This is a genomic window from Sorangium sp. So ce119 (assembly GCF_051524405.1).
GTDB classification, from domain to species: Bacteria; Myxococcota_A; Polyangia; order Polyangiales; family Polyangiaceae; genus Sorangium; species Sorangium cellulosum_G.
This window is the reverse complement of sequence record NZ_CP150310.1, coordinates 9,013,411-9,031,647: the sequence shown is the minus strand read 5'-3', so window position 1 is coordinate 9,031,647 and position 18,237 is coordinate 9,013,411. Positions and strand designations below refer to the sequence as shown.

The 18,237-nt window shown below is 70.6% G+C and carries 16 protein-coding genes; 8 read left to right on the top strand and 8 right to left on the bottom strand.

The window, feature by feature from the left end:
• Nucleotides 1-80: 80 nt before the first annotated feature.
• Nucleotides 81-1,070 (bottom strand): diacylglycerol/lipid kinase family protein, encoded by a 990-nt coding sequence (locus tag WME76_RS34040; RefSeq protein ID WP_437956390.1) that lies wholly within the window; start codon nt 1,068-1,070, stop codon nt 81-83.
• A gap of 97 nt (nt 1,071-1,167) precedes the next feature.
• Here WME76_RS34040 and WME76_RS34035 point away from each other — a divergent pair, with 97 nt between their 5' ends.
• A complete protein-coding gene (locus WME76_RS34035; RefSeq protein WP_437956389.1) occupies nt 1,168-2,490 on the top strand; it encodes a hypothetical protein in 1,323 nt (440 codons plus the stop codon).
• Nucleotides 2,491-2,532: 42 nt separating this feature from the next.
• On the opposite strand, the gene WME76_RS34030 is transcribed toward WME76_RS34035, so the two are convergent.
• The 3 genes from WME76_RS34030 to WME76_RS34020 form a co-directional block, all read right to left on the bottom strand.
• Entirely contained in the window at nt 2,533-4,548 is a 2,016-nt protein-coding gene (locus WME76_RS34030; RefSeq protein ID WP_437956388.1) for a DUF6029 family protein, read from the bottom strand.
• A 104-nt stretch (nt 4,549-4,652) separates the two neighbouring features.
• A complete protein-coding gene (locus WME76_RS34025) occupies nt 4,653-5,177 on the bottom strand; it encodes a TlpA disulfide reductase family protein (RefSeq protein ID WP_061617698.1) in 525 nt (174 codons plus the stop codon).
• A gap of 143 nt (nt 5,178-5,320) precedes the next feature.
• Complete coding sequence (locus WME76_RS34020) at nt 5,321-5,848, bottom strand: TlpA family protein disulfide reductase (protein ID WP_437956387.1); 528 nt, start codon at nt 5,846-5,848, stop codon at nt 5,321-5,323.
• A 350-nt stretch (nt 5,849-6,198) separates the two neighbouring features.
• Between WME76_RS34020 and WME76_RS34015 the strand changes: the two genes are divergently transcribed.
• From WME76_RS34015 to WME76_RS34005, 3 genes are all read left to right on the top strand, one after another.
• On the top strand, nt 6,199-7,530 hold the full coding sequence (locus WME76_RS34015; protein WP_437956386.1) for a hypothetical protein: 1,332 nt from the start codon (nt 6,199-6,201) through the stop codon (nt 7,528-7,530).
• Between the two features lie 150 nt (nt 7,531-7,680).
• Nucleotides 7,681-8,781: an Mrp/NBP35 family ATP-binding protein gene (locus tag WME76_RS34010; RefSeq protein WP_437956385.1), complete on the top strand. Its 1,101-nt coding sequence runs from the start codon at nt 7,681-7,683 to the stop codon at nt 8,779-8,781.
• Nucleotides 8,782-8,909: 128 nt separating this feature from the next.
• Complete coding sequence (locus WME76_RS34005; RefSeq protein ID WP_437956384.1) at nt 8,910-10,973, top strand: S1 RNA-binding domain-containing protein; 2,064 nt, start codon at nt 8,910-8,912, stop codon at nt 10,971-10,973.
• An 82-nt stretch (nt 10,974-11,055) separates the two neighbouring features.
• On the opposite strand, the gene WME76_RS34000 is transcribed toward WME76_RS34005, so the two are convergent.
• Genes WME76_RS34000 through WME76_RS33985 form a run of 4 tightly spaced genes read right to left on the bottom strand, consistent with a single transcriptional unit; the run spans nt 11,056 to nt 15,526 of the window.
• Complete coding sequence (locus tag WME76_RS34000) at nt 11,056-12,288, bottom strand: ABC transporter permease (RefSeq protein ID WP_061620998.1); 1,233 nt, start codon at nt 12,286-12,288, stop codon at nt 11,056-11,058.
• Nucleotides 12,285-13,505 carry an ABC transporter permease gene (locus tag WME76_RS33995; RefSeq protein WP_437956383.1) on the bottom strand — a complete coding sequence of 407 codons (1,221 nt, stop codon included), beginning with the start codon at nt 13,503-13,505 and terminating at the stop codon, nt 12,285-12,287. The genes WME76_RS34000 and WME76_RS33995 overlap by 4 nt, the downstream gene beginning before the upstream one ends.
• Nucleotides 13,502-14,299: an ABC transporter ATP-binding protein gene (locus tag WME76_RS33990; protein ID WP_061611120.1), complete on the bottom strand. Its 798-nt coding sequence runs from the start codon at nt 14,297-14,299 to the stop codon at nt 13,502-13,504. The genes WME76_RS33995 and WME76_RS33990 overlap by 4 nt, the downstream gene beginning before the upstream one ends.
• Before the next feature lie 6 nt (nt 14,300-14,305).
• Nucleotides 14,306-15,526: an efflux RND transporter periplasmic adaptor subunit gene (locus tag WME76_RS33985; protein WP_437956382.1), complete on the bottom strand. Its 1,221-nt coding sequence runs from the start codon at nt 15,524-15,526 to the stop codon at nt 14,306-14,308.
• 324 nt (nt 15,527-15,850) lie between these two features.
• Here WME76_RS33985 and WME76_RS33980 point away from each other — a divergent pair, with 324 nt between their 5' ends.
• The 4 genes from WME76_RS33980 to WME76_RS33965 are packed head-to-tail and all read left to right on the top strand — an operon-like array spanning nt 15,851 to nt 18,169.
• The gene (locus tag WME76_RS33980) at nt 15,851-16,450 is read left to right on the top strand and encodes an FKBP-type peptidyl-prolyl cis-trans isomerase (protein WP_437956381.1); all 600 of its coding nucleotides are present in this window, start codon (nt 15,851-15,853) and stop codon (nt 16,448-16,450) included.
• A gap of 41 nt (nt 16,451-16,491) precedes the next feature.
• Nucleotides 16,492-16,722, top strand: coding sequence for a hypothetical protein (locus tag WME76_RS33975; protein WP_061611123.1), 231 nt, complete (start codon nt 16,492-16,494; stop codon nt 16,720-16,722).
• Nucleotides 16,719-17,021, top strand: a complete 303-nt coding sequence (locus tag WME76_RS33970) for a DUF1844 domain-containing protein (protein ID WP_437956380.1) — start codon at nt 16,719-16,721, stop codon at nt 17,019-17,021. Before WME76_RS33975 ends, WME76_RS33970 begins: the two co-directional genes overlap by 4 nt.
• Nucleotides 17,018-18,169, top strand: coding sequence for a S1C family serine protease (locus WME76_RS33965; RefSeq protein ID WP_437956379.1), 1,152 nt, complete (start codon nt 17,018-17,020; stop codon nt 18,167-18,169). The genes WME76_RS33970 and WME76_RS33965 overlap by 4 nt, the downstream gene beginning before the upstream one ends.
• Nucleotides 18,170-18,237: the final 68 nt, after the last annotated feature.

Genomic DNA, 18,237 nt, shown 5'->3' with positions numbered 1-18,237 from the left:
TGGGGTTCACGACGACAGTCACGATTCGGTCATCCAGCGCAGCGACGTCCCAGGCGCGCCTGACGGACGAGCGCGCGACGTCAGGAGCGCAGGGAGAGGACGTCGATGGGAGGCCCGGCGGAGATCCGGATCTCGCTCGCCCGGAGGGGATCTCCGTCGAGGATATAGGGGCCCTCGTCGGGCGAGGTCGCGCTGGCTCCGGCGCCGAACCGGACGGTGAAGTCGCGGACGAGGTCGTCGAAGTGGTCCTCGCCGCCGATCCGGCGGCCCGCGAGGACGAGCGGGGCACGCGGCCCCAGGGATCGAGGCGGCAGGGCGCTCGCGACCAGGTGCGGGCGATCGAGGTCCTCGCCGGCACGGTAGGTGACCCGCATGTGGAGACCGAGGTCGCGCACCGCGGACGAGCAGATCAGCGACCAGGCGCGAGGAGCGAGCTGCCGCCCCTCTACCTCGATCGTGCACGGTAGCGGGTCGAGGACGCGGCGCGCGCAGGCGCCGCCGTAAAAGGACTCGACGAACACCCGCGCCACGATGCGCGCCGCGGCGCCGTATCCATCGCCTCCGCGCTCGTAGTAGACATCGAAGAAGCTGGCCACGAGCCCGGTGCCGAAGATGAAGCCGATGCGCTCCTCGACGCCGGTGCGCGTCGTCGCGCGGGCGCGCAAGGTGGGCCGACGGATCGTTCCACGGACGGCGGCGCCGCCGCGGAGATCGCGGTGCTCGCGGACGATCCGCGCGAGGAGCACCGCGGGATCGCCGAGCATGCCCCAGTTGCGCGCGACGGTCGCCACGGTTCCGCCTGGCAACAGGGCAAGCGGCGGCAGTGAGCCCTCGCCGAACGCGCGGGCGAGGGCCGTGACGCCCGCCATGAAGCTGCCGTCTCCGCCGGAGAGCGCGACGAGCTCCGTGCCCCGCTGCGCGATCCGGTCACAGACCTCGGCGAGCTCCGCGACGCTCGCGGTGGGGTGGAGCTCTGCGGCGCCGGCGCAGGCGGCCGCCATGCGGTCGATGAGCGTGGGCCTCGCCCGGTACCGGCGCGCTGTGGTGTTGACGATGACGTCGATACGCATGGTGCCGGAACGCGAGCGCGCCGTATAAACCGGATTCCCCGGGTGGTCGAGCTGAAGGGGCTTCGAGCGCGAACATCGGCGCGCTAAGACGCGCCTCATGTACCGTGTGCTCCCCGGGGCGCTCCTCGCCGGCCTCCTCTCGCTCGCCGCGGTCACGGGCTGCGCGAGCTCGGCGTCGGTGCGCGCAGCCGAGGCGGGCAGGTTCGACGAGCTGCGCCGCTCCATGATCGACGAGCTGCGCCGCGGCGCGCTGGACAGCGACGACGCGCGCGCGATCGCCCGCGCCGTCGCCGAGGGGGAGATCGCCCGCGCGACGCCGCCGTCCGGGGTCGATCGGGTGCGCGAGCTCCGGACATGCGCGCGACCGCTGGAAGACGCCCTCGACGAGCGCGCCGCAGGCTCGGATGCCGTCGCGACGGCCGCAGCGATGATCCTCCTCGAGGCAGGGCTCACGGATCCGGAGAGCGCGAAGCGGTACGCGCGCGAGGCAGGGCCGGGGAGAGACCCTGCAAGGAGCGCAGCGCTCCGCGCGCTGGAGACGCGGGCGCTTGTCGCGGCCGAGGATGGCGCGCTACGTCGCGCTCGGATGCTGGATGGTGATCAGGAAGTGCGCCTGGCGGCGCTCCGCGCTGCCATCGCGGCACCAGACCCGAACGACCGGAGCGCGCTGCTCGAGGCGGCGCGGCTCGACCCGTACCCGCTCGCGCGGACGATCGCGGTCCGCGCCGCCGGCGCGCTCGGCGGGCGAGAGGTCGTGCTGGCCTTGCGGGATCTCTGGGTCCTCTCGGATGAACCGGGGCGCGAAGCGATCGCAGAGGCGTGGGCGGCCCCGCGCGCGATCGACGCCGGGGGCCGTGCGCAGCTCCTCTGGGCGATCTCCACCCAGCGCGGTGCGCCTGCGATCGCCGCCGCGCGGGCCCTGGTGCGCGCGGGAGGCGAGGGGGCCGGGGAAGCGGTCTCCATCCTCCTCGACGCCATCCGCACCAGCCAGAGCAGGGATCGCGTCTACGCCATCCGCTCCGCGCCGCTCGAGGACCCAGCGGTGCGGACCGCGCTCATCGAGGCGCAGGGTGATCCCGATGAGGCCGTGGTCTTCGCCGTCCATGCCCGCCACCTCGATGCCTCGCCGAGCATCGTCGCGGCGCGCGAGCGCGCCGCCGCGGTCGCATGGCTGATGAAGCTCGCCACGGGGACATCGACGCGCGCGGTGCTCGCGCGGGGAGCCCTCGCCCGTGCAGGCGTCCGTGCGGCGGTGGCGCTCCTCGAGCGCGATCTCCGGTCCCACGAGATCCCGGTGCGCGAGGCGGCCGGGACCGGCCTGGTCGAGCTCGGTGATCTCCCTCGCGCCGCCTTGCTCCTCGCCGACGTCGATCCCCAGGTCAGGACCTCGGTGGCCTGCGCCATCCTCGGCGCCTCGTGATCGCAGCCGGTGCCCCGGTCAAGGTCGAGGGCGCCAGGTCGATCAGAACCGTGAGACGAGCTCGAGCCGCGCGCCTTCGAACTGCGGAAAGGTGCGGCACACACCGGAGACGCACCGTAGGCCCCCGCGCCGCTGGCCGACGAAGAGGTTCACCGTGTCGACGACCTGGTCGAGCGTCGTTCTCCTCGACCCGGATTTCCACTGCAACCCGCCGTTGAAGAAGTGGCAAAACTCGCGGTCCTTGCCGGGCCCACATCCGGGCACGGACGTGTACTCGTAGCCGAAAATTGCAGCGAGATGGGGCGACCACTGGAGCGCGAGGTAGTTGTCCCCTTCGAGCCAGGATGATTCGAAGTTTTCCGGCCTGTAGCGGCGACGGCTGTTGCCCTGCACCTGGAGCGAGAACGCGCCCGTGAGGTGCTTCACGACGTCGTAGCGGACGTAGCCCTCGCTGTAGAAGACGTCGCCGGAGTCGGCCTCATCGGATTGCCGGACTCCAGCCCACGCGCGCACATGGGAGCGGCGACCGTCGAAATCGATCTCGGTGCCTGCCGCGGCGTCCCATGTGTCGGTCCGGTATGCTTCATCCGTGTTGCATTCGGGATTCGCCTGGTGCTCAGAGAAGCTCACATAGTGACCGAGCCAGGCGTAGATGGCCGCGCCCCGGTTGAAGCGGTAGTCGGCCCGCCCGCGCCCCCCTGTCACACAGACGTTCGGGGCCCCGATCGGCTCGACATAGACGGGCTCTGCCGTAGGAGGTTGATTGTACGCCACCCCCTCGAACTCCGGCGCGTTGAAGCCGGGGTTCGACAGCACCGAGACGTCGATGTTGGCCGACAGGGGGAAGAATCGCCGGTAGTGCTTGCCTTCGAGGGAGACCGCGAGCGGCCCGCTGCGTCCGTTCGCTGCCACGTAAACCGCATAGCCGGACAGGTCCTTTGCGGGCACGTTGTCCCGGCTGAGGTGACCGCCGCGGAGCTGCTGGCCGGCGACCTCGACGTAGAGGTCACCGCGCTGGGCGATGGACGGCACGCTCACCGAGCCGCTGAACGTCCGGATCGTGTCGTGCTGCCGCGCAGGCGGCGCGCTGACGACGTTGAACTCGGGGAACTGACCGCCGCACAGCCGCGGCGCGGCCTGCGGATCCGCGCCGCCCTCGCTCAGGCACCGGTTGAACTCCTCGGTGTACGACTTGCGCAGCAGCAGCGCGCCGTTCGCCGCGATCTCGACGCCCTTCACGCCTGCCTCCAGCCGCCCGCCGAGCACGGTGTCCTCCAGGTAGTTCGGCCGCGCCGCTTCGACCACCGCGCGGGAGCGGGGGTTTCCCTCCGCATCCAGCGTCGTCTCGTTCGTGACCAGGTCGTCGGCGCCAGGGAAGCCGAAGAAGAGCGGCGACCCGTCTCCATGAAGCCGCCGGCCGCTCGCGTCGTCCACGCGCAGCGGGTTCATCTGCCCGGCAATGGCGGTGGCCTCGATCCTGAGCGACCCGAAATCCTTGTCGAGCACGAGCCTGCCGCCTCTCAGGGTCGTGTCGATGGCCAGCTCGTCCATCTTGCGCACGCTGAAGACGAGGCCGCGTCCGAGCTGGGCGTAGAAGTCGCCCACCGTGGCCTCGACACCCGGATAGGTGTAGGTCAGCCACAGCTTCGCCGGATAGACCGTCGTCCGATACCGCGTGTGGAGCTCCCGCCTGGCGTCGTCCAGCGAGAACGAGACCTCGTCGTTCAGGACCTTTTGTTGCAGGTCGAGGCTCGTCGCCGATGGCCTGGCCACGTAAAAAGAAGCGTTGAGCCGCGTGCCGAGCTGCAGGCGCCACCAGTTGATCTGAGCGTCCAGTCGGTCGAGGATCTCTCCGTAGTTGTCGTCGAGGTATCGGGAGGGATAACGGGAGTCGTCGTTGCGGTTGTCGAAGTGGTAGGTGGCGGCCGCGGTGTTCACGACGTCGAGCGAGACCGGCTCACCCCCGATGTTCGGGAGCTCGACCGCCCCTGCCGGGTAAGCCGCGAGGACGAGCGTCGCTATCAGGCAAGGACGGACGACGTGGAGCTGGCTGCGCACCGTCAGGTTCCTACCACGGAGCCCTGGGCCGTGGAGCAGCGATCAAGCAGCCCATCGAGGCGCGGACGCGCGCCGGGCGGTCGCCCCGACGCGACGGCCCGGCGTCACTGGACGAGCGCCTTCTCGACCTGCTCGGTCAGGACGGCCTCGTCGCCGGGCTGGTACCCGCCGCGCTTGTGGAGGATCGAGCCGTCTCGGCCGATGAGCACGGAGAACGGGAGCTCGCGCTTCGGGTTGTACTTGGCGGCCACGGTGGTCTCCTCGTCGAGCAGCACCGGGAAGATCATCTCCCGATCGTGGACCGTGCTGCTCACCTGCGCGCGGGACTCCGGCCCATCGAGCGACACGGCGAGCACGACGAACCCCTTGTCCTTGTGCTTCTTGTAGAGCTCGACGAGGTGGGGCATCTCCGCCAGGCACGGATCGCAGGTGGTCGACCAGAAATCGATCAAGACGACGCTCTTGCCGGCATAATCCGAGAGCCTGACCGTCTTGCCGTCGAGGGCGGGGAGAGCGAAGTCTGGCGCCGGGCTCGCCGATGAGCCGCCCGAGGCTGCTCCGCACGAGGTGGCCGCGAGGCCGAGGACAGTGAACGCGAGCGAGAGCGCGCAGCGGGTGGTTCGGTTCATCGGGACTTTCCTGGCGAATGAGCCGGCCTGAGCGGCCGACGGATAGGAGGCTCAACGTCGCGGGCGCCTGTCGCGGCGCCCTGGCAGGGTGTTCCACTCGGCGTGTCGTCCGGCGGCTCGACGACGCGCGCACGGCGATCCGTTCAGATCTCGCCGTTCATGATCTTCTCGAAGGTTCGCCAGAAATTGCTGTCCTCCGCGGGCACGCCGGCGACGACCTCGATGATGGTCATGTCCTGGGTCCTGACGAGCATGTTCGCCGGGAACGCGTCAGCCTGGAAGAGCGCTCCGAGCTTGTACGAAGGGTCGATCGCCGACGGGTACTTCACAACGTACTGGGTCGTCCAGCGGCGCAGGTCGAGCGCCACCGCCGGCTCGCCCGGATTCCTCCCGTCCGCGAGCTGCATCAGGAACTCGCCGCCCAGCGGCTGATACTTCTCGTAGAGCCCGGGCAGGACTGACTCCGCCTCGATCTTGCAGGGGCCGCACCATACGGACGAGACGTCGATCAGCAGCACCTTCGGCTTCGGCTCGCCAGCGCCGTACTGCGAGCCCTCGGGAAATACCTCCGTCCCGGTCGGGTTGTAGAAGTCGGCGAGCTGAATCGGCTGCATCGTGTCGTTGTTTGCGTCGGCGTTGGCGTACCCGACGAACTGATAGTTCGCGATCACCCGGCCAGGGTTGACCCCGTAGGGACCCGCCGGGTAGCGAGCAGCGTTGGCCGCAGGCTGTCCCGTCCCCTCAGGAAAATCAGGAGCCGGTATGGGATCCTCTTCTCCCGCGCAGCCGACGAGCCCCAGGGCCGCCAGGGCGCCAAGGGCCATCCCACCGAGAACTGCGTCCATTCGCATGATGCCACCGCCTGAAGTATGGTGTAGGAGTGCTCATTCTTCTGGGCGGCACGGGGGGCGTCAAGGGCAACCTTGTCGCGCCCGTTCGGCTCGGGGGGGTGCTTTCCGCAATCTCCGGCCAGGCCCGCCGTGCCTGCCCCATCCGCGGGAATTCCCCGCGTTGAGGTCCTATGCAGCAGGTTGTCGCCTCTCAGGGCGCCCATCGGCCCCGCTTCCGTCGTATCCACGCGTTCCTGATGCTCGGCTGCCTGGCGATGGGGGCTGCCAGCGCGAGCGGGGCTTGCTCGTCGTCGAGCACTCCGCGGGATGAATGTTTCGGCGGGGTCGTCGTGAACGGCGTCTGCGAGGGCAAGTGCGAGCCCGAGCTCTGCCTGGAGGGCAACACCTGCGTGGGCAACCGCTGCGTGCTCAAGTGCAGCAGCCACCTCGAATGCGTCCCTGGTCTCCAGGACTGTATGCCGGCCGAGGAAGACGACACGAACGCCGAGATTTCCGTTTGTCGGTCGAACGGGAAGCTTGTGGGCTTCGGAGCGCCCTGTCCGTTCGGCAGCGAGTGCGGCCAGTTCGGGCGTTGCCCCGACAACTCGCCGTGCAACCCGATGCAGTGCAACGGCAACCCCGGCGAGTGCCAGCGCGACACGGCGGCATGCGGCGACGACCCCGCCTGCAACGCCGGGAAGTGCGCCGACGGCAGCGACTGCTTCATTCCGACGTGCGCTCCCGCTGAGTGCACCTCCCTTGGCCTGGAGTGCCTCGGCAAGGGGGAGGGTGACGCGGAGGCCTACTGCACGCAGCCGCACTGCGCGGGCGACGCGGACTGCCCCGGCGGCTACGAGTGCACGGTGACCCGCGATCCTCACGCGATCTGCGGCACGGAGAAGGGGGATAACAGCTTCTGCGGCGAGACGACCGAGGAGTGCATCGACCCCGCCACGTTCGGCGACGGCAACTCCTATGTCGAGGGGTCCCTGTGCCTGCTGCGCACGAACTGCGTCAAGCGCGCCCAGTGCGCGCCGTGCAGCTCCGATCTCGACTGCTCGCTCGTCCCAGGGCAGCGCTGCGTCACGATCGGGGGCGAGAGCCGGTGCGCCCGGGCGTGCAGCGAGGACTCCGACTGCGACCTCGACTACCAGTGCGAGAGCGAGGTGTGCACGCCGCGGTTCGGCGCCTGCGTCGGGGGGGGCAACTTCTGCGAGCCGTGCCGCAACGACACCGACTGCGGCGACGCAGGCTCCACCATGGAGTGCACCACGACGTTGCGCGGCCAGCGCGCGTGCCTGGATGCGGCGTTGCCCGTCCGGTGCACCATGGACGACCCGACCACGCCGCTGAACGAGAGCAACGCGGAGGACGTCTGCCCGAAGTCGCCCGGCGGGCTCGCCGGGGAGTGCGTGTGCGTCGAGACGAACGACCTCAGGGAATGCGTGGACTCGCGCTGCTACCTGCCGTCGCGTCGGCTCGACCCCACGGACAAGGACTCGAAGGTCGCCACCTGCTGGTGACGAGGCCGGCCGGGCGCAGGGCAGGGCGCGGAGACGCGCAGGGACGACCGATGTCGCCCTGCGCCCGGCCGCCTGGAGAAGCGAGCGGCCGCGAGCCCGCTGCGCTCGCCGGTTGACGGGAATCCGGAGCAGTCCTAACTCCTCCGACCCATGGCCATCACGAAGGACGCCGCGCTCGGTGCGCTGGCAAAGGTCGTCGCTCCGGACCTACAGCGCCCGCTCACGGAGCTCGATCGCGTCCGGGATCTCTCGGTCGATAACGGCGCGGTGTCCCTCACCGTCGAGCTGACCAGCTACTTCAAGCAGCGGCTCGCGGCGGACATCGAGGCCGCCCTCAAGGGCGCCGGCGCGAAGGACGTCCGGATCGCCTGGGAGGTCAGCATCCCGACGCGCACCATCCTTCCGGACGATCCGTCGCCGCGCGTGAAGAACATCGTCCTCGTGATGAGCGGCAAGGGCGGCGTCGGCAAGAGCACGGTCGCCGCCAACCTGACCCTGGCGCTCAGCCGCGAGGGGGCGAAGGTCGGCCTGCTCGACGCGGACATGTACGGGCCCAGCGTTCCGACCATGCTCGGCGTGATGGGGCGCCCGACCTCCGCCGACGGACAGAAGTTCCTGCCGCTCGAGCGCTTCGGCGTGAAGCTCATGTCCATCGGCTTCCTGCTGGAAGATCCGAGGTCGGCGGTCGTCTGGCGCGGACCGATGCTCCAGAACGCCCTCATCCAGTTCATGCGCGATGTGGAATGGGGTGAGCTTGATTACCTCGTGCTGGACCTGCCGCCCGGGACCGGGGACATCGCGCTGACGATCTCCCAGAAGATGAGGACCACGGGGGCGATCGTCGTGACGACGCCGCAGGAGGTGGCCCTCCAGGACGTGTACAAATCGGTCTCCATGGCCCAGAAAGTCGGGATCGCCCTGCTCGGCGTGGTCGAGAACGAGAGCTACTTCGTGTGCGACGGGTGCAGCAAGCGGCACGAGCTCTTCGGTGCCGGCGGCGGGCAGAAGATCGCCGAGTTCGCCGAGGCGCCGCTGCTCGGCCAGATCCCCATGGACGCCGCCATCCGGGAGTGGGGCGACGCCGGCACCCCGGTCGTTCAGGCTGCCCCGGGCAGCCCGATCTCGCGGGCCTTCGTGGATGTGGCGGAGCGGCTGGCCGCCCAGGTCAGCGCCCACGACCTCGCGAGCGGGGGCGGCCTGCGCATCGACCGGAGCGGCGGGACGAACAAGCACCTGCCCATCATGCGGTAGGCTCTCGCGTAAACGTCCCGGGTACGATATGGTTCCGGCCCCTTCCCCCCAATCAAACCGAGGGGGCCGCTGGAGAGAACGCGAGCACGTTTCGCCCCCATCGGCATGCGTTGTCGCGCGAGGCGCGGATGAATACCCACGAAAATACCACCACGCCGGCGGACGCGCCGGCAGCTCCGGCCGACCAGGGCGGCCCGCTCGAGTCGTCGAACGCTGCGCCCGAACAGGCAGCCCAAGCTCACGAGGCGGGGTCCACCTTCCCGCCGGAAGCGAGCGACGAATCTGGCGGAGAAACATCGCCGCAGGCGAGCTCTACCCAGTCCGAGGCAACCCCCGCCGCAGCGGCAGCCGCCGCCCAGGCGAGCTCTGCCGACGACGACGACTGGGAAGAGCAGCCGGGCGACAACATCGGCAACCGCGTTCCGGGTCTACCGCGGGATGACATCGGCAACCGCAGGCCGGGCGCTCCGGGCAGGCGGAGCCCTCCGGCGGCCGCGAAGCCCGCGCAAGCCAGCAAGCCTGCGCAGGCCGCGAAGCCGGCGCCGGCTGGCGAGGCTGGCGCGGCCGCGCCGGCGGAGGGGGGCGCTGGAAAGAAGCGCCGCCGTCGCCGCCGTCGCAAGGGCGGGGAGGAGGCGGGCCAACCCGGGGCCGAGGCTGCCGAGGCGGCCGGAGCCGCGGCCGAGGCGGGCGACGCCGAGGCGTCCGACGCTGCAGAGGACGAGGGCGAGGAGGAGCTGGCGGCCGACGAGGCAGGGGGACAGCCCCAGCCCGGAGGAGGCGAGAAACGCAAGCGGCGCAAGGGTCAAGGTGCGCCGCCGCCGCGCGAGCGCCCGGCCTTCAGCATCGGCGAGGAAGTGTTCGGCAAGGTCAGCAAGATCACTGACCACGCCATCTGGATCGACATCGCTGGCAAGGCCACAGGGCTGTTCGACCGGCGCGAGATCCTCGATGAAGAGCCGCCCGTCGATGGCGACCAGTTCATCGCGACGGTGGCGAGCACCGGGGTGCGCGGGGGCATGCTCCTCCTGTCGAGGGCGCCGGTGCAGCTCGATCAGGCGCGCGCGCGCGCCGAAGCGGCGCTCCAGAGCGGCGAGGCGATCGAGGGGTTCGTGACCGGAGCGGTCAAGGGCGGGCTCGAGGTCGACCTCGGCGGCCTCCGCGCGTTCGCGCCGGCGTCGCACGTCGACCTGCGCCACGGGGCCGACCTCAACTACCTCGTGGGCCAGCGGCTCGACTTCATCGTGACGCAGTTCGCGAAGAAGGGGCGCGACATCGTCGTGTCCCGCCGCAAGATGCTCGAGGAGGAGAGCCGGAAGGCGCGCACCGAGGCGCTCACGTCGATCGAGCCCGGCTCGCTGCACAAGGGCGTCGTGCGCAAGGTCGTCGCCTGGGGCGTGTTCGTCGCGCTCCCTGACGCCGGCGGCGTCGAGGGGCTGGTCCACATGAGCGAGGCGAGCCACGACCGCGGCGCCAAGCTGGCCGACCTGTTCAAGCCGGGCGCCGAGATCGACGTGAAGGTCCTGCGCGTCGACGACAAGGGCAAGCTCTGGCTGAGCCGCAAGGCCGCCACGGTCGACCCCTGGGACGCGGTGAAGGACAAGTACGCGGTCGGGACGCGCCACAAGGGCAAGGTCGCTCGGCTGCAGCCGTTCGGCGCCTTCGTCGAGCTCGAGCCGGGCATCGATGGGCTCATCCACACGGCCGACCTGTCGATGAAGCCGATCCAGCACCCGAACGAGGTGGTGAAGGTCGGCGACGACATCGACGTGGTGGTCGCGAGCTGCGACGCCGCGGCCCGGCGGATCGGGCTTCACCCCGCCCCGCCCGAGGGCGAGGAGAGCGAGCCGCGCCAGCGCGTGCAGCAGGGCAGGGCGGTGAAGGTCGCCGTCACGCAGGTGACGGAAGGGGGGCTCGTCGTCCGGGTGCTCGGCGCCACGGGGCGGGCGGCCCGCGGCTTCATCCCGGCCGGCCACACGGGCACGCAGCGCGGCACCGACCTCCGCAAGGAGTTCCCCATCGGGACCCAGCTCGACGCGAAGATCATCGAGGTGGATCCGCGCCGGGGAGAGGCGAAGCTGTCGATCCGCGCCCTCAAGGAGGACGCCGAGAAGCAGGCGTACCAGCAGTACCGCGCCGGCGTCGCGCGCGAAGCCAAGTTCGGCACGTTCGCCGATCTGATGAAGAAGAGCTGAGCGTGGAGATGGAGGCGCGCGCCGCCCGCGCGGCCGCGCCTCCGCCTCCCCGGGTCGCCTCGGCGGCCCAGGGGAACGCGCGCTACTCGCGTCCGAGCGCGTTCACCGGATCCATGCGCGCGGCCCGACGCGCCGGGAAGAACCCGAAGACGATCCCGATCGCCGTGCTCACCCCGAGCGCGACGCCGAGCGCCACGGGCTCGAGCTTCATCGGCCAGCCGAGGGCGCTCGAGAAGCCGAGGATGACGCCGTACCCGAGCGCGCTGCCGACCAGGCCGCCCAGCGTGGCGAGCACGAGCGCCTCGAGCAGGAACTGCAGCAGGATGTCGATCTCCCGGGCGCCGATGGCCATCCGGATGCCGATCTCCCGGGTGCGCTCCGTGACCGACACCAGCATGATGTTCATGACGCCGATGCCGCCGACGACGAGCGACACCGCCGCGATGCTGACGAGCAACGCGGAGAGCGCCGCGAAGATCGCGTCCTGCATGGCCTGGAACTCCGCCTGGCTCCGGACGGCGAAGTCGTCCTCGTCGCCCTCGCCGATGCGGTGCCGCTGCCGGAGGATCGCCTCGGCCTGCTGCCTGGCGCGCTCGGACGTCTCGGCCGACGTCGAGCTCAGCAAGATCGCGTGCACCTCTCCCGGCCGCGTGGCGACGACGTGCGACCGCATCGTGGTGATGGGCATCAGCACGATGTCGTCCTGGCTCTGCCCGAAGGGCGACGCCCCCTTCTCCTCGAGCACGCCGAGCACGCGGTAGGCCTGTCGGCCGACCCGCACCATGCGGCCGATCGGGTCGAGCGATCCGAACAGATCCCGCGCGGTCTGCGCGCCGATCACGACGACCTTCTCGGAGAGGTTCTCCGAGGCGGGGCTCCACGCCTCTCCCTGGGCCACCTTCCAGCTCCGGATCTCGAAGTAGCTGAGGCGCGTGCCTACGAGCGTCGGGCTCGAGTTCTGGCCCTCGTAGATGACCTGGGCGCTCGACCTGAGGAAGGGCGCCGCGAGCCGGATGCTCGTCGACTCGCGCAGGAGCGCCTGGCCGTCGAGCTCCGAGAGCTTCGCGCCCGTGGTGCTGCGGACGCCCGAGGCGCGGGCGGAGCGCGCGAAGACGATGAGCGAGTTGGAGCCGAGGTTCGAGATCTGCGCGTTGACGTTGGCGCGCGCGCCGCTCGCCAGCGCGGTGACGGTGACCACGGCCGCGACGCCGATGGTGATGCCGAGGATCGTGAGCCCCGCGCGGAGCTTGTTCCGGCGGACGGCGCGCAGCGCGATCACGACCGCGGAGAAGACGCGGGTGAGCGCCGCGATCATTCGTGCCTCAGGGCGGTGATGGGATCCTGACGCGCGGCGCGGCGCGCCGGGAAGAACCCGAAGACGACCCCGATCGTGGCGCTCGTCCCCACCGCGACGACGACCGCGCTGACCGGCAACGTCATGCTCCAGCCGAGCGCTGCGGCGAAGATCTGGATGAGGCCGAGCCCGGCGCCGAGCCCCATCAGGCCGCCGATGAGCGACAGGGTGATCGCCTCGACCAGGAACTGGACCAGGATGTCGCCCTCCGAGGCGCCGATCGCCATGCGGATTCCGATCTCGCGCGTCCGCTCGGTGACGCTGACCAGCATGATGTTCATGACGCCGATCCCGCCGACGAGGAGCGAGACCGCTGCGATCGAGGACAGGAGCATCGTCAAGGTGTCGATGATCCGCTCCTGGGAGGCCCGGAACTCCGCCTGCGTGCGGATCACGAAGTCCGGTTCGTCGTCGGGCGCGATCTCGCGGCGCTGCCGGAGGATGCGGTCGATCTGCTCCACCGCGCGGTCGACGGTCCGCTCGCTGGTCGCGGCCGCGATGAGCATCTGCACCCTGCCCGGCGCGCTCGGAACGACGCGCGACCGGAAGCTGCCGATCGGCATGAGCAGCCGATCGTCCTGGTCCTCCCCGAACGGAGATTGCCCCTTCTTCGCGAGCACCCCGATCACCCGGAACGGGTGCTTGCCGATCCGGACGTACTGCCCCACCGCCTCGCCCGAGCCGAACAGGTTCTCGCGGACGGTCTCGCCGATGACGCAGACCTTCGTCTTGAGCTGCTCGTCTGCCTCGGTCCAGCCGTCGCCCTTGTCGACGCGATACGACAGGATCTCGAGGTAGCTCCGCGTCACGCCCATGATCTGCGTCGCGACGTTGGCCTCTCCGGCCACGATCTGCATCGAGGTCGAGCTGAACGGGCTCAGCGCGGCCACGCTGATCGACTCCTTCAGGATCGCGGCCCCGTCGGCCTCCGACATCCGCACGCTATCGCGGCGCTTCAGCCCCGACGCCTGCGTCGACTGCGGGAAGACGTAGATCGAGCTCGCGCCCAGGCCCGAGATCTCGCCCAGGATGCGGTTGCGCACGCCCGTCCCGAGCGCCACGACGACCACCACGGCCGCGACCCCGATGAGGATGCCGAGCACCGTCAGGGCGGCGCGGAGCTTCGAGCGGACGATGGCGCGCAGCGCGATCCGGATGGCGGCGAAGTACCCCCTCACGGCGCCTGCTCGTGGGCCTCCGCCTCGGGGCGCGGCAGCGCGGCCAGCGCCTCGGCCGCGTCGACGGGGCGGTCGTTCCTGAGATCGCTGCGGACCTCGCCGTCGCGCATCGTGATCACGCGGCTCGCGCAGGCGGCGATGTCCGGCTCGTGCGTGACGAGGACGATGGTGATCCCGTCCAGGTTGAGCCGCTGCAGGAGCCCGAGCACCTCGAAGCTCGTGCGGGTGTCGAGGTTGCCCGTGGGCTCATCGGCGAGGAGCAGCGGCGGCGAGGTGACGAGCGCCCTCGCGATGGCGACGCGCTGCTGCTGGCCGCCCGAGAGCTGGTTCGGCGTGTGGTGCAGGCGCTCGGCCAGCCCCACCGCGCCGAGCGCGTCGAGCGCCCGCTTGCGCCGCTCCGCGGCGCCGATGCCCCGGTAGACGAGCGGCAGCTCCACGTTCTCGAGCGCCGTGGTCCGCGGCAGCAGGTTGAACCCCTGGAAGACGAACCCGATCAGGCGGTTCCTCACGATGGCGCGCGCGTCGTTGCTGCGCCGGGTGACGTCGAGCCCGTCGAGCCGGTACGTGCCCCGCGTCGGCCGGTCCAGGCACCCGATGATGTTCATCAAGGTGCTCTTGCCCGAGCCGCTCTGCCCGACGATCGCGACGAAATCACCGTGCTGGATCGTCAGATCCACGTGGCGAAGCGCCCTCACGACGACGGCCTCCGTCGTGTAGTCCTTGCCGACGCTCGAGAGCTCGATGAGCGGCTCGTCTCGGAGCACCGCGGCGACGCCCTGGCTCTGCGGCAGCATCGCGCCTCAGAACAGCCGGGGGCCGCGCCCCCTGCCGCCCGACGACGGACCATCGTTCTCGTCGGTGACGACCTTGACCGGCCCGAGATCGGTCGCGAGCGCGGTGAAGATGCCGTCGGTGATCCCGACATCGACGACGCGCGGCTCGATCTTCTCCGCGCCCGGCGTCGCGTCGGTCAGCACGTAGACGCGGCCCTTCTTCGGCGGGAGCGGCTCGAGGGGCGGCCCCTTGATCTCCTTGCCGTCCTTGTCCCGCTCCGGCGCCGGCTTGAACCGGAGCGCCGCGTTCGGCAGCCGCCGCACCCCCCTGGCCTCGGCGGACCGGATGCTCACCGTCGCCGTCATCCCCGGCCGCAGCTTGACGTCGGGGTTGTCGACCTCGACGACCGCCGCGTACGTCACCACGCCCGACTGGTTCAGGGGGCTGTAGCGCACCTGGCTCACCGTCCCCCGGAACGTCTCGCCCGGGAACGCGTCGACGCTGACGTCGGCTTCCATGGCCTCGCGGAGCCGCCCGACGTCCGCCTCGTCGATGTCGGCGAGCACGCGCATCTTGCGGAGATCCTGGGCGATCACGAAGAGCGTGGGCGCCTGGAAGCTCGCCGCCACGGTCTGCCCGGGATCGATCGCGCGGCTGATGACGACGCCGTCGATGGGCGAGAAGATGCGCGTGTACTGGAGGTTCGTCGTCGAGGAGCGGAGCACCGCCCTGAGCTGGGCCACCTGCGCCTTCGAGGCCGCGAGATCGGCGAGCGCCACGTCGTAGGCGCCCTGCGCCGTGTCCAGGTCGGCCTGCGAGCCGACCCCCTCCGCGACCATCTTCTTCGCGCGTTCGAGCCGCTGCTTGGCCGTCCCGAGCGACGCCTCGGCGCGCACGACGCTCGCGTTCGCCGCCTCGAGCTGCGCCTGGTTCGAGTCGATCTGCGCCCCGAACAGCGTCGGATCGATCTCGGCGAGCACGTCGCCGGCCTTCACGATGCTGTTGAAGTCCACGTAAACCTTGGTGATTCGCCCGGAGACCTGCGCGCCGACCTGCACCTCGGTGAGCGGCTTCACCTGCCCCGTCGACTGCACCACCTCGACCACGTCGCCCGTGGTGACGTCGCCCGTGACGTAGCGCGGCGGCGGCGGCGGCCTCGTCTGGATGCGCCACACCACGACCGCCGCCACGATCGCGGCGATCGCCGCGAGGACGCCCAGCCGCCCGAGCCAGCGCTTCGTGCCCACCCGGGAGAGCTCCTGCTCCAGGCTCTCTCGCCCGCGTGGGAGGGGCGGCGCCCCCCCGTGCGGGCCGCGGGGCGACGCGCCGCCATGGGATCCGTGAGGCGCAGGGGCGGCCGAGGTCGGTCGCGCCGCGCCCGGCGGCGCATCGCTGGGGCGAGCGCGCTTCGCTTCCGGACCGACCTGCGCGGCCGGGTCCGACGCGTCGAGAGGGTCGCGACCGGTCGCCCGAGCCATGGAATCGGCCATCGGACGTCCTCATAGCATGCCGCCCGGGCCGGCGCGGCTCGCTTGAAACCGCGGAACCGCCGTGGCACACCAACGCCGCCTATGGAGTCGCTGCCCATCGCAACGGACACGGTCGTCACGCTGTCCTACGTCCTCTTCAACGAGAAAGGCGAGGCGGTCGACCAGGCGCCCGCCGCGGAGCCGCTCATCTACGTTCACGGATACGCTCAGATCGTGCCCGGTCTGGAGCGCGCCCTCGAGGGGCTGCGCGCCGGCGAGCAGCGCGAGATCACCGTCGAGCCGGAAGACGCCTTCGGCGAGCGCGAGGACTCCGGCATCTTCGAGGTCGACAAGGCCGATTTCCCCGACGCGGGTGAGGTCGAGGTCGGCGACGAGTTCGTCGCCCAGGGGCCGGACGGAGAGCCGGTCGCGCTCCGGGTCGTCGACATCCTCCCCGATGGCTTCCGGGTCGACACGAACCACCCGCTGGCTGGCCAGACGGTGCGCTTTCAGGTCCAGGTCAGCGACGTGCGCGCCGCCAGCGAGGAGGAGATCGCGCAGGCTCAGGCCGAGCTCGAGGAGCGCATCGAGGAGTCCGATAGCGGCGGGTGCTGCGGTCACGATCACGACCATGACCACGGGCACAGCCACGATCACGAGCACGGGGAACCGCTCGTGACGCTCTCGAAGAAGTCGTCATAAGCCCGCCGCGAACTGGCGGGTCTGTTCGAGGAGATCACAACATGACCGTGGGTGAGAAGGGCAAGCTGACGGAGCTGGACCTCGATCGCCGGGTGCGCGAGCGCCTGCTGGCGAGCGGGACGCTCAGCGCCGCGACCATCGAGTCGCACCTCGCGAGCTTGCAGGATGTGGAGGAGCAATCCGAGATGATCGCCGTCGATCAGCCGGCGCTCGGCGCGTCGACGCATGGACCGCGGGTCGAGCCTGAGCTCGACGACGAAGGGACAGAGTGAGCGACGCGACGGATCAGGAGGACCTCCCTCCGCTCGGGAATCCTCCGGAGCTGCCGACGCTCGACTTCTCGACGTTCGTGCTGTCGATCATCGGCTCCGCCTACGTGCACCTGGGCGACGCGCCCAACCCTGAGGGCAACGAAGAGCGGAACCTGGTCCTCGCGCATCAGGACATCGACCTGCTCACCCTGCTCCAGGAGAAGACCAAGGGGAACCTCACCGGCGACGAGGAACGGCTGCTCGAAACGGCGCTCTACGATCTGCGGATGCGCTACCTCGAGGTCTCGAAGCGGTCGTGACCGCCGGCGCCAGGGCTCTCTCGTGGGTCCTCCTCGCCGGGCTGGTCGCCGCGTGCAGCAAGGCCGCCCCTGGCCACACCTCGAGCGCCAGCAGCTCCTCGGTCCCCTCGGGCGCCGTGCCCGTGGTGGCCACCCCGCCGCCTCCCCCCGCCCCGCCGCCTCCTCCCATCGTCCGCTCCGAGGGCATGCCCGGCTCCTTCGCGCCGCTCGCGCGCCGGGCCGACCCGGCGGTCGCGACGGTCAAGGCCCGCGTCGAGCGGCAGCAGCAGCCGGGCGGCCGTCGCCGCACGGTCGCCGAGGGCCTCGGGACCGCCTTCGTCTACGACCCCGAGGGCTACCTGCTGACGAACAACCACGTCATCGAGGGCGCGACCGACATCCTCGTGAGCTTCGTCGACGGCCGCGACATCAAGGCCACCGTCGTGGGCCGCGACAAGCACACGGACGTCGCCGTGCTGAAGGTCGATGAGAAGGGGCTCCCGTCGCTTCCTCTGGGCGACTCGGACTTCATCGAGGTCGGCGACTGGGTCGTGGCGATCGGCAATCCGTTCGGCCTCTCCCACACGGTCTCGGCGGGCATCCTCTCCGCCAAGGGCCGCACCCGGGATGACGTGAAGGGGCTCGATCCGAGCGGCTATTTCAATTTCCTCCAGACGGACGCGAGCATCAACCCGGGCAACTCCGGCGGCCCGCTCCTGAACCTCAAGGGCGAGGTGGTCGGCATCAACGCGGCCGTGCGCGCCAACGCCAACAACATCGGCTTCGCGATCCCGATCAACATGGTGCGGCAGCTCCTGCCGATGCTGCTGCGCGACGGGAAGATCCGGCGGAGCCAGGTCGGGGTGATCGTCGACGTCCTCAACTCGATCGAGGCGGGGCGGCTCAAGCGTCCCGATCGCAAGGGGGCCTGGGTGAAGACGGTGGTGGCGGGGGGGCCCGCGGAGCGGGCCGGGATCGCGCCGGACGACGTGATCATCGGCTTCGAAGGCAAGACGATTTCCGACCCGAACGAGCTGCGGTGGATGGCGAGCATCGCGGGCGTGAGCAAGACCGTTACGCTCCGCGTCGCCCGGCTCGAGCGGGTCTTCGATGTGCGCCTCACGCTCGGCGAGCTCCCCGAGATCAACGAAGAGCCCGATGAGCCGTGAGCCGGGCGGTCCCTGTCTCCTGTCCGGCGCGCCCGCCGGCCGCCGCGGGTCTCACGAGGCAACCTGCG

What these genes read in the sequence shown, in the direction of transcription:
- WME76_RS34040 (WP_437956390.1), bottom strand. Translation starts at nt 1,070, where the DNA reads ATGCGTATCGACGTCATCGTCAACACCACAGCGCGCCGGTACCGGGCG.
- WME76_RS34005 (WP_437956384.1), top strand. Translation starts at nt 8,910, where the DNA reads ATGAATACCCACGAAAATACCACCACGCCGGCGGACGCGCCGGCAGCT.
- WME76_RS34010 (WP_437956385.1), top strand. Translation starts at nt 7,681, where the DNA reads ATGGCCATCACGAAGGACGCCGCGCTCGGTGCGCTGGCAAAGGTCGTC.
- WME76_RS34000 (WP_061620998.1), bottom strand. Translation starts at nt 12,288, where the DNA reads ATGATCGCGGCGCTCACCCGCGTCTTCTCCGCGGTCGTGATCGCGCTG.
- WME76_RS33990 (WP_061611120.1), bottom strand. Translation starts at nt 14,299, where the DNA reads ATGCTGCCGCAGAGCCAGGGCGTCGCCGCGGTGCTCCGAGACGAGCCG.
- WME76_RS33975 (WP_061611123.1), top strand. Translation starts at nt 16,492, where the DNA reads ATGACCGTGGGTGAGAAGGGCAAGCTGACGGAGCTGGACCTCGATCGC.
- WME76_RS34015 (WP_437956386.1), top strand. Translation starts at nt 6,199, where the DNA reads ATGCAGCAGGTTGTCGCCTCTCAGGGCGCCCATCGGCCCCGCTTCCGT.
- WME76_RS33980 (WP_437956381.1), top strand. Translation starts at nt 15,851, where the DNA reads ATGGAGTCGCTGCCCATCGCAACGGACACGGTCGTCACGCTGTCCTAC.
- WME76_RS34035 (WP_437956389.1), top strand. Translation starts at nt 1,168, where the DNA reads ATGTACCGTGTGCTCCCCGGGGCGCTCCTCGCCGGCCTCCTCTCGCTC.
- WME76_RS34025 (WP_061617698.1), bottom strand. Translation starts at nt 5,177, where the DNA reads ATGAACCGAACCACCCGCTGCGCGCTCTCGCTCGCGTTCACTGTCCTC.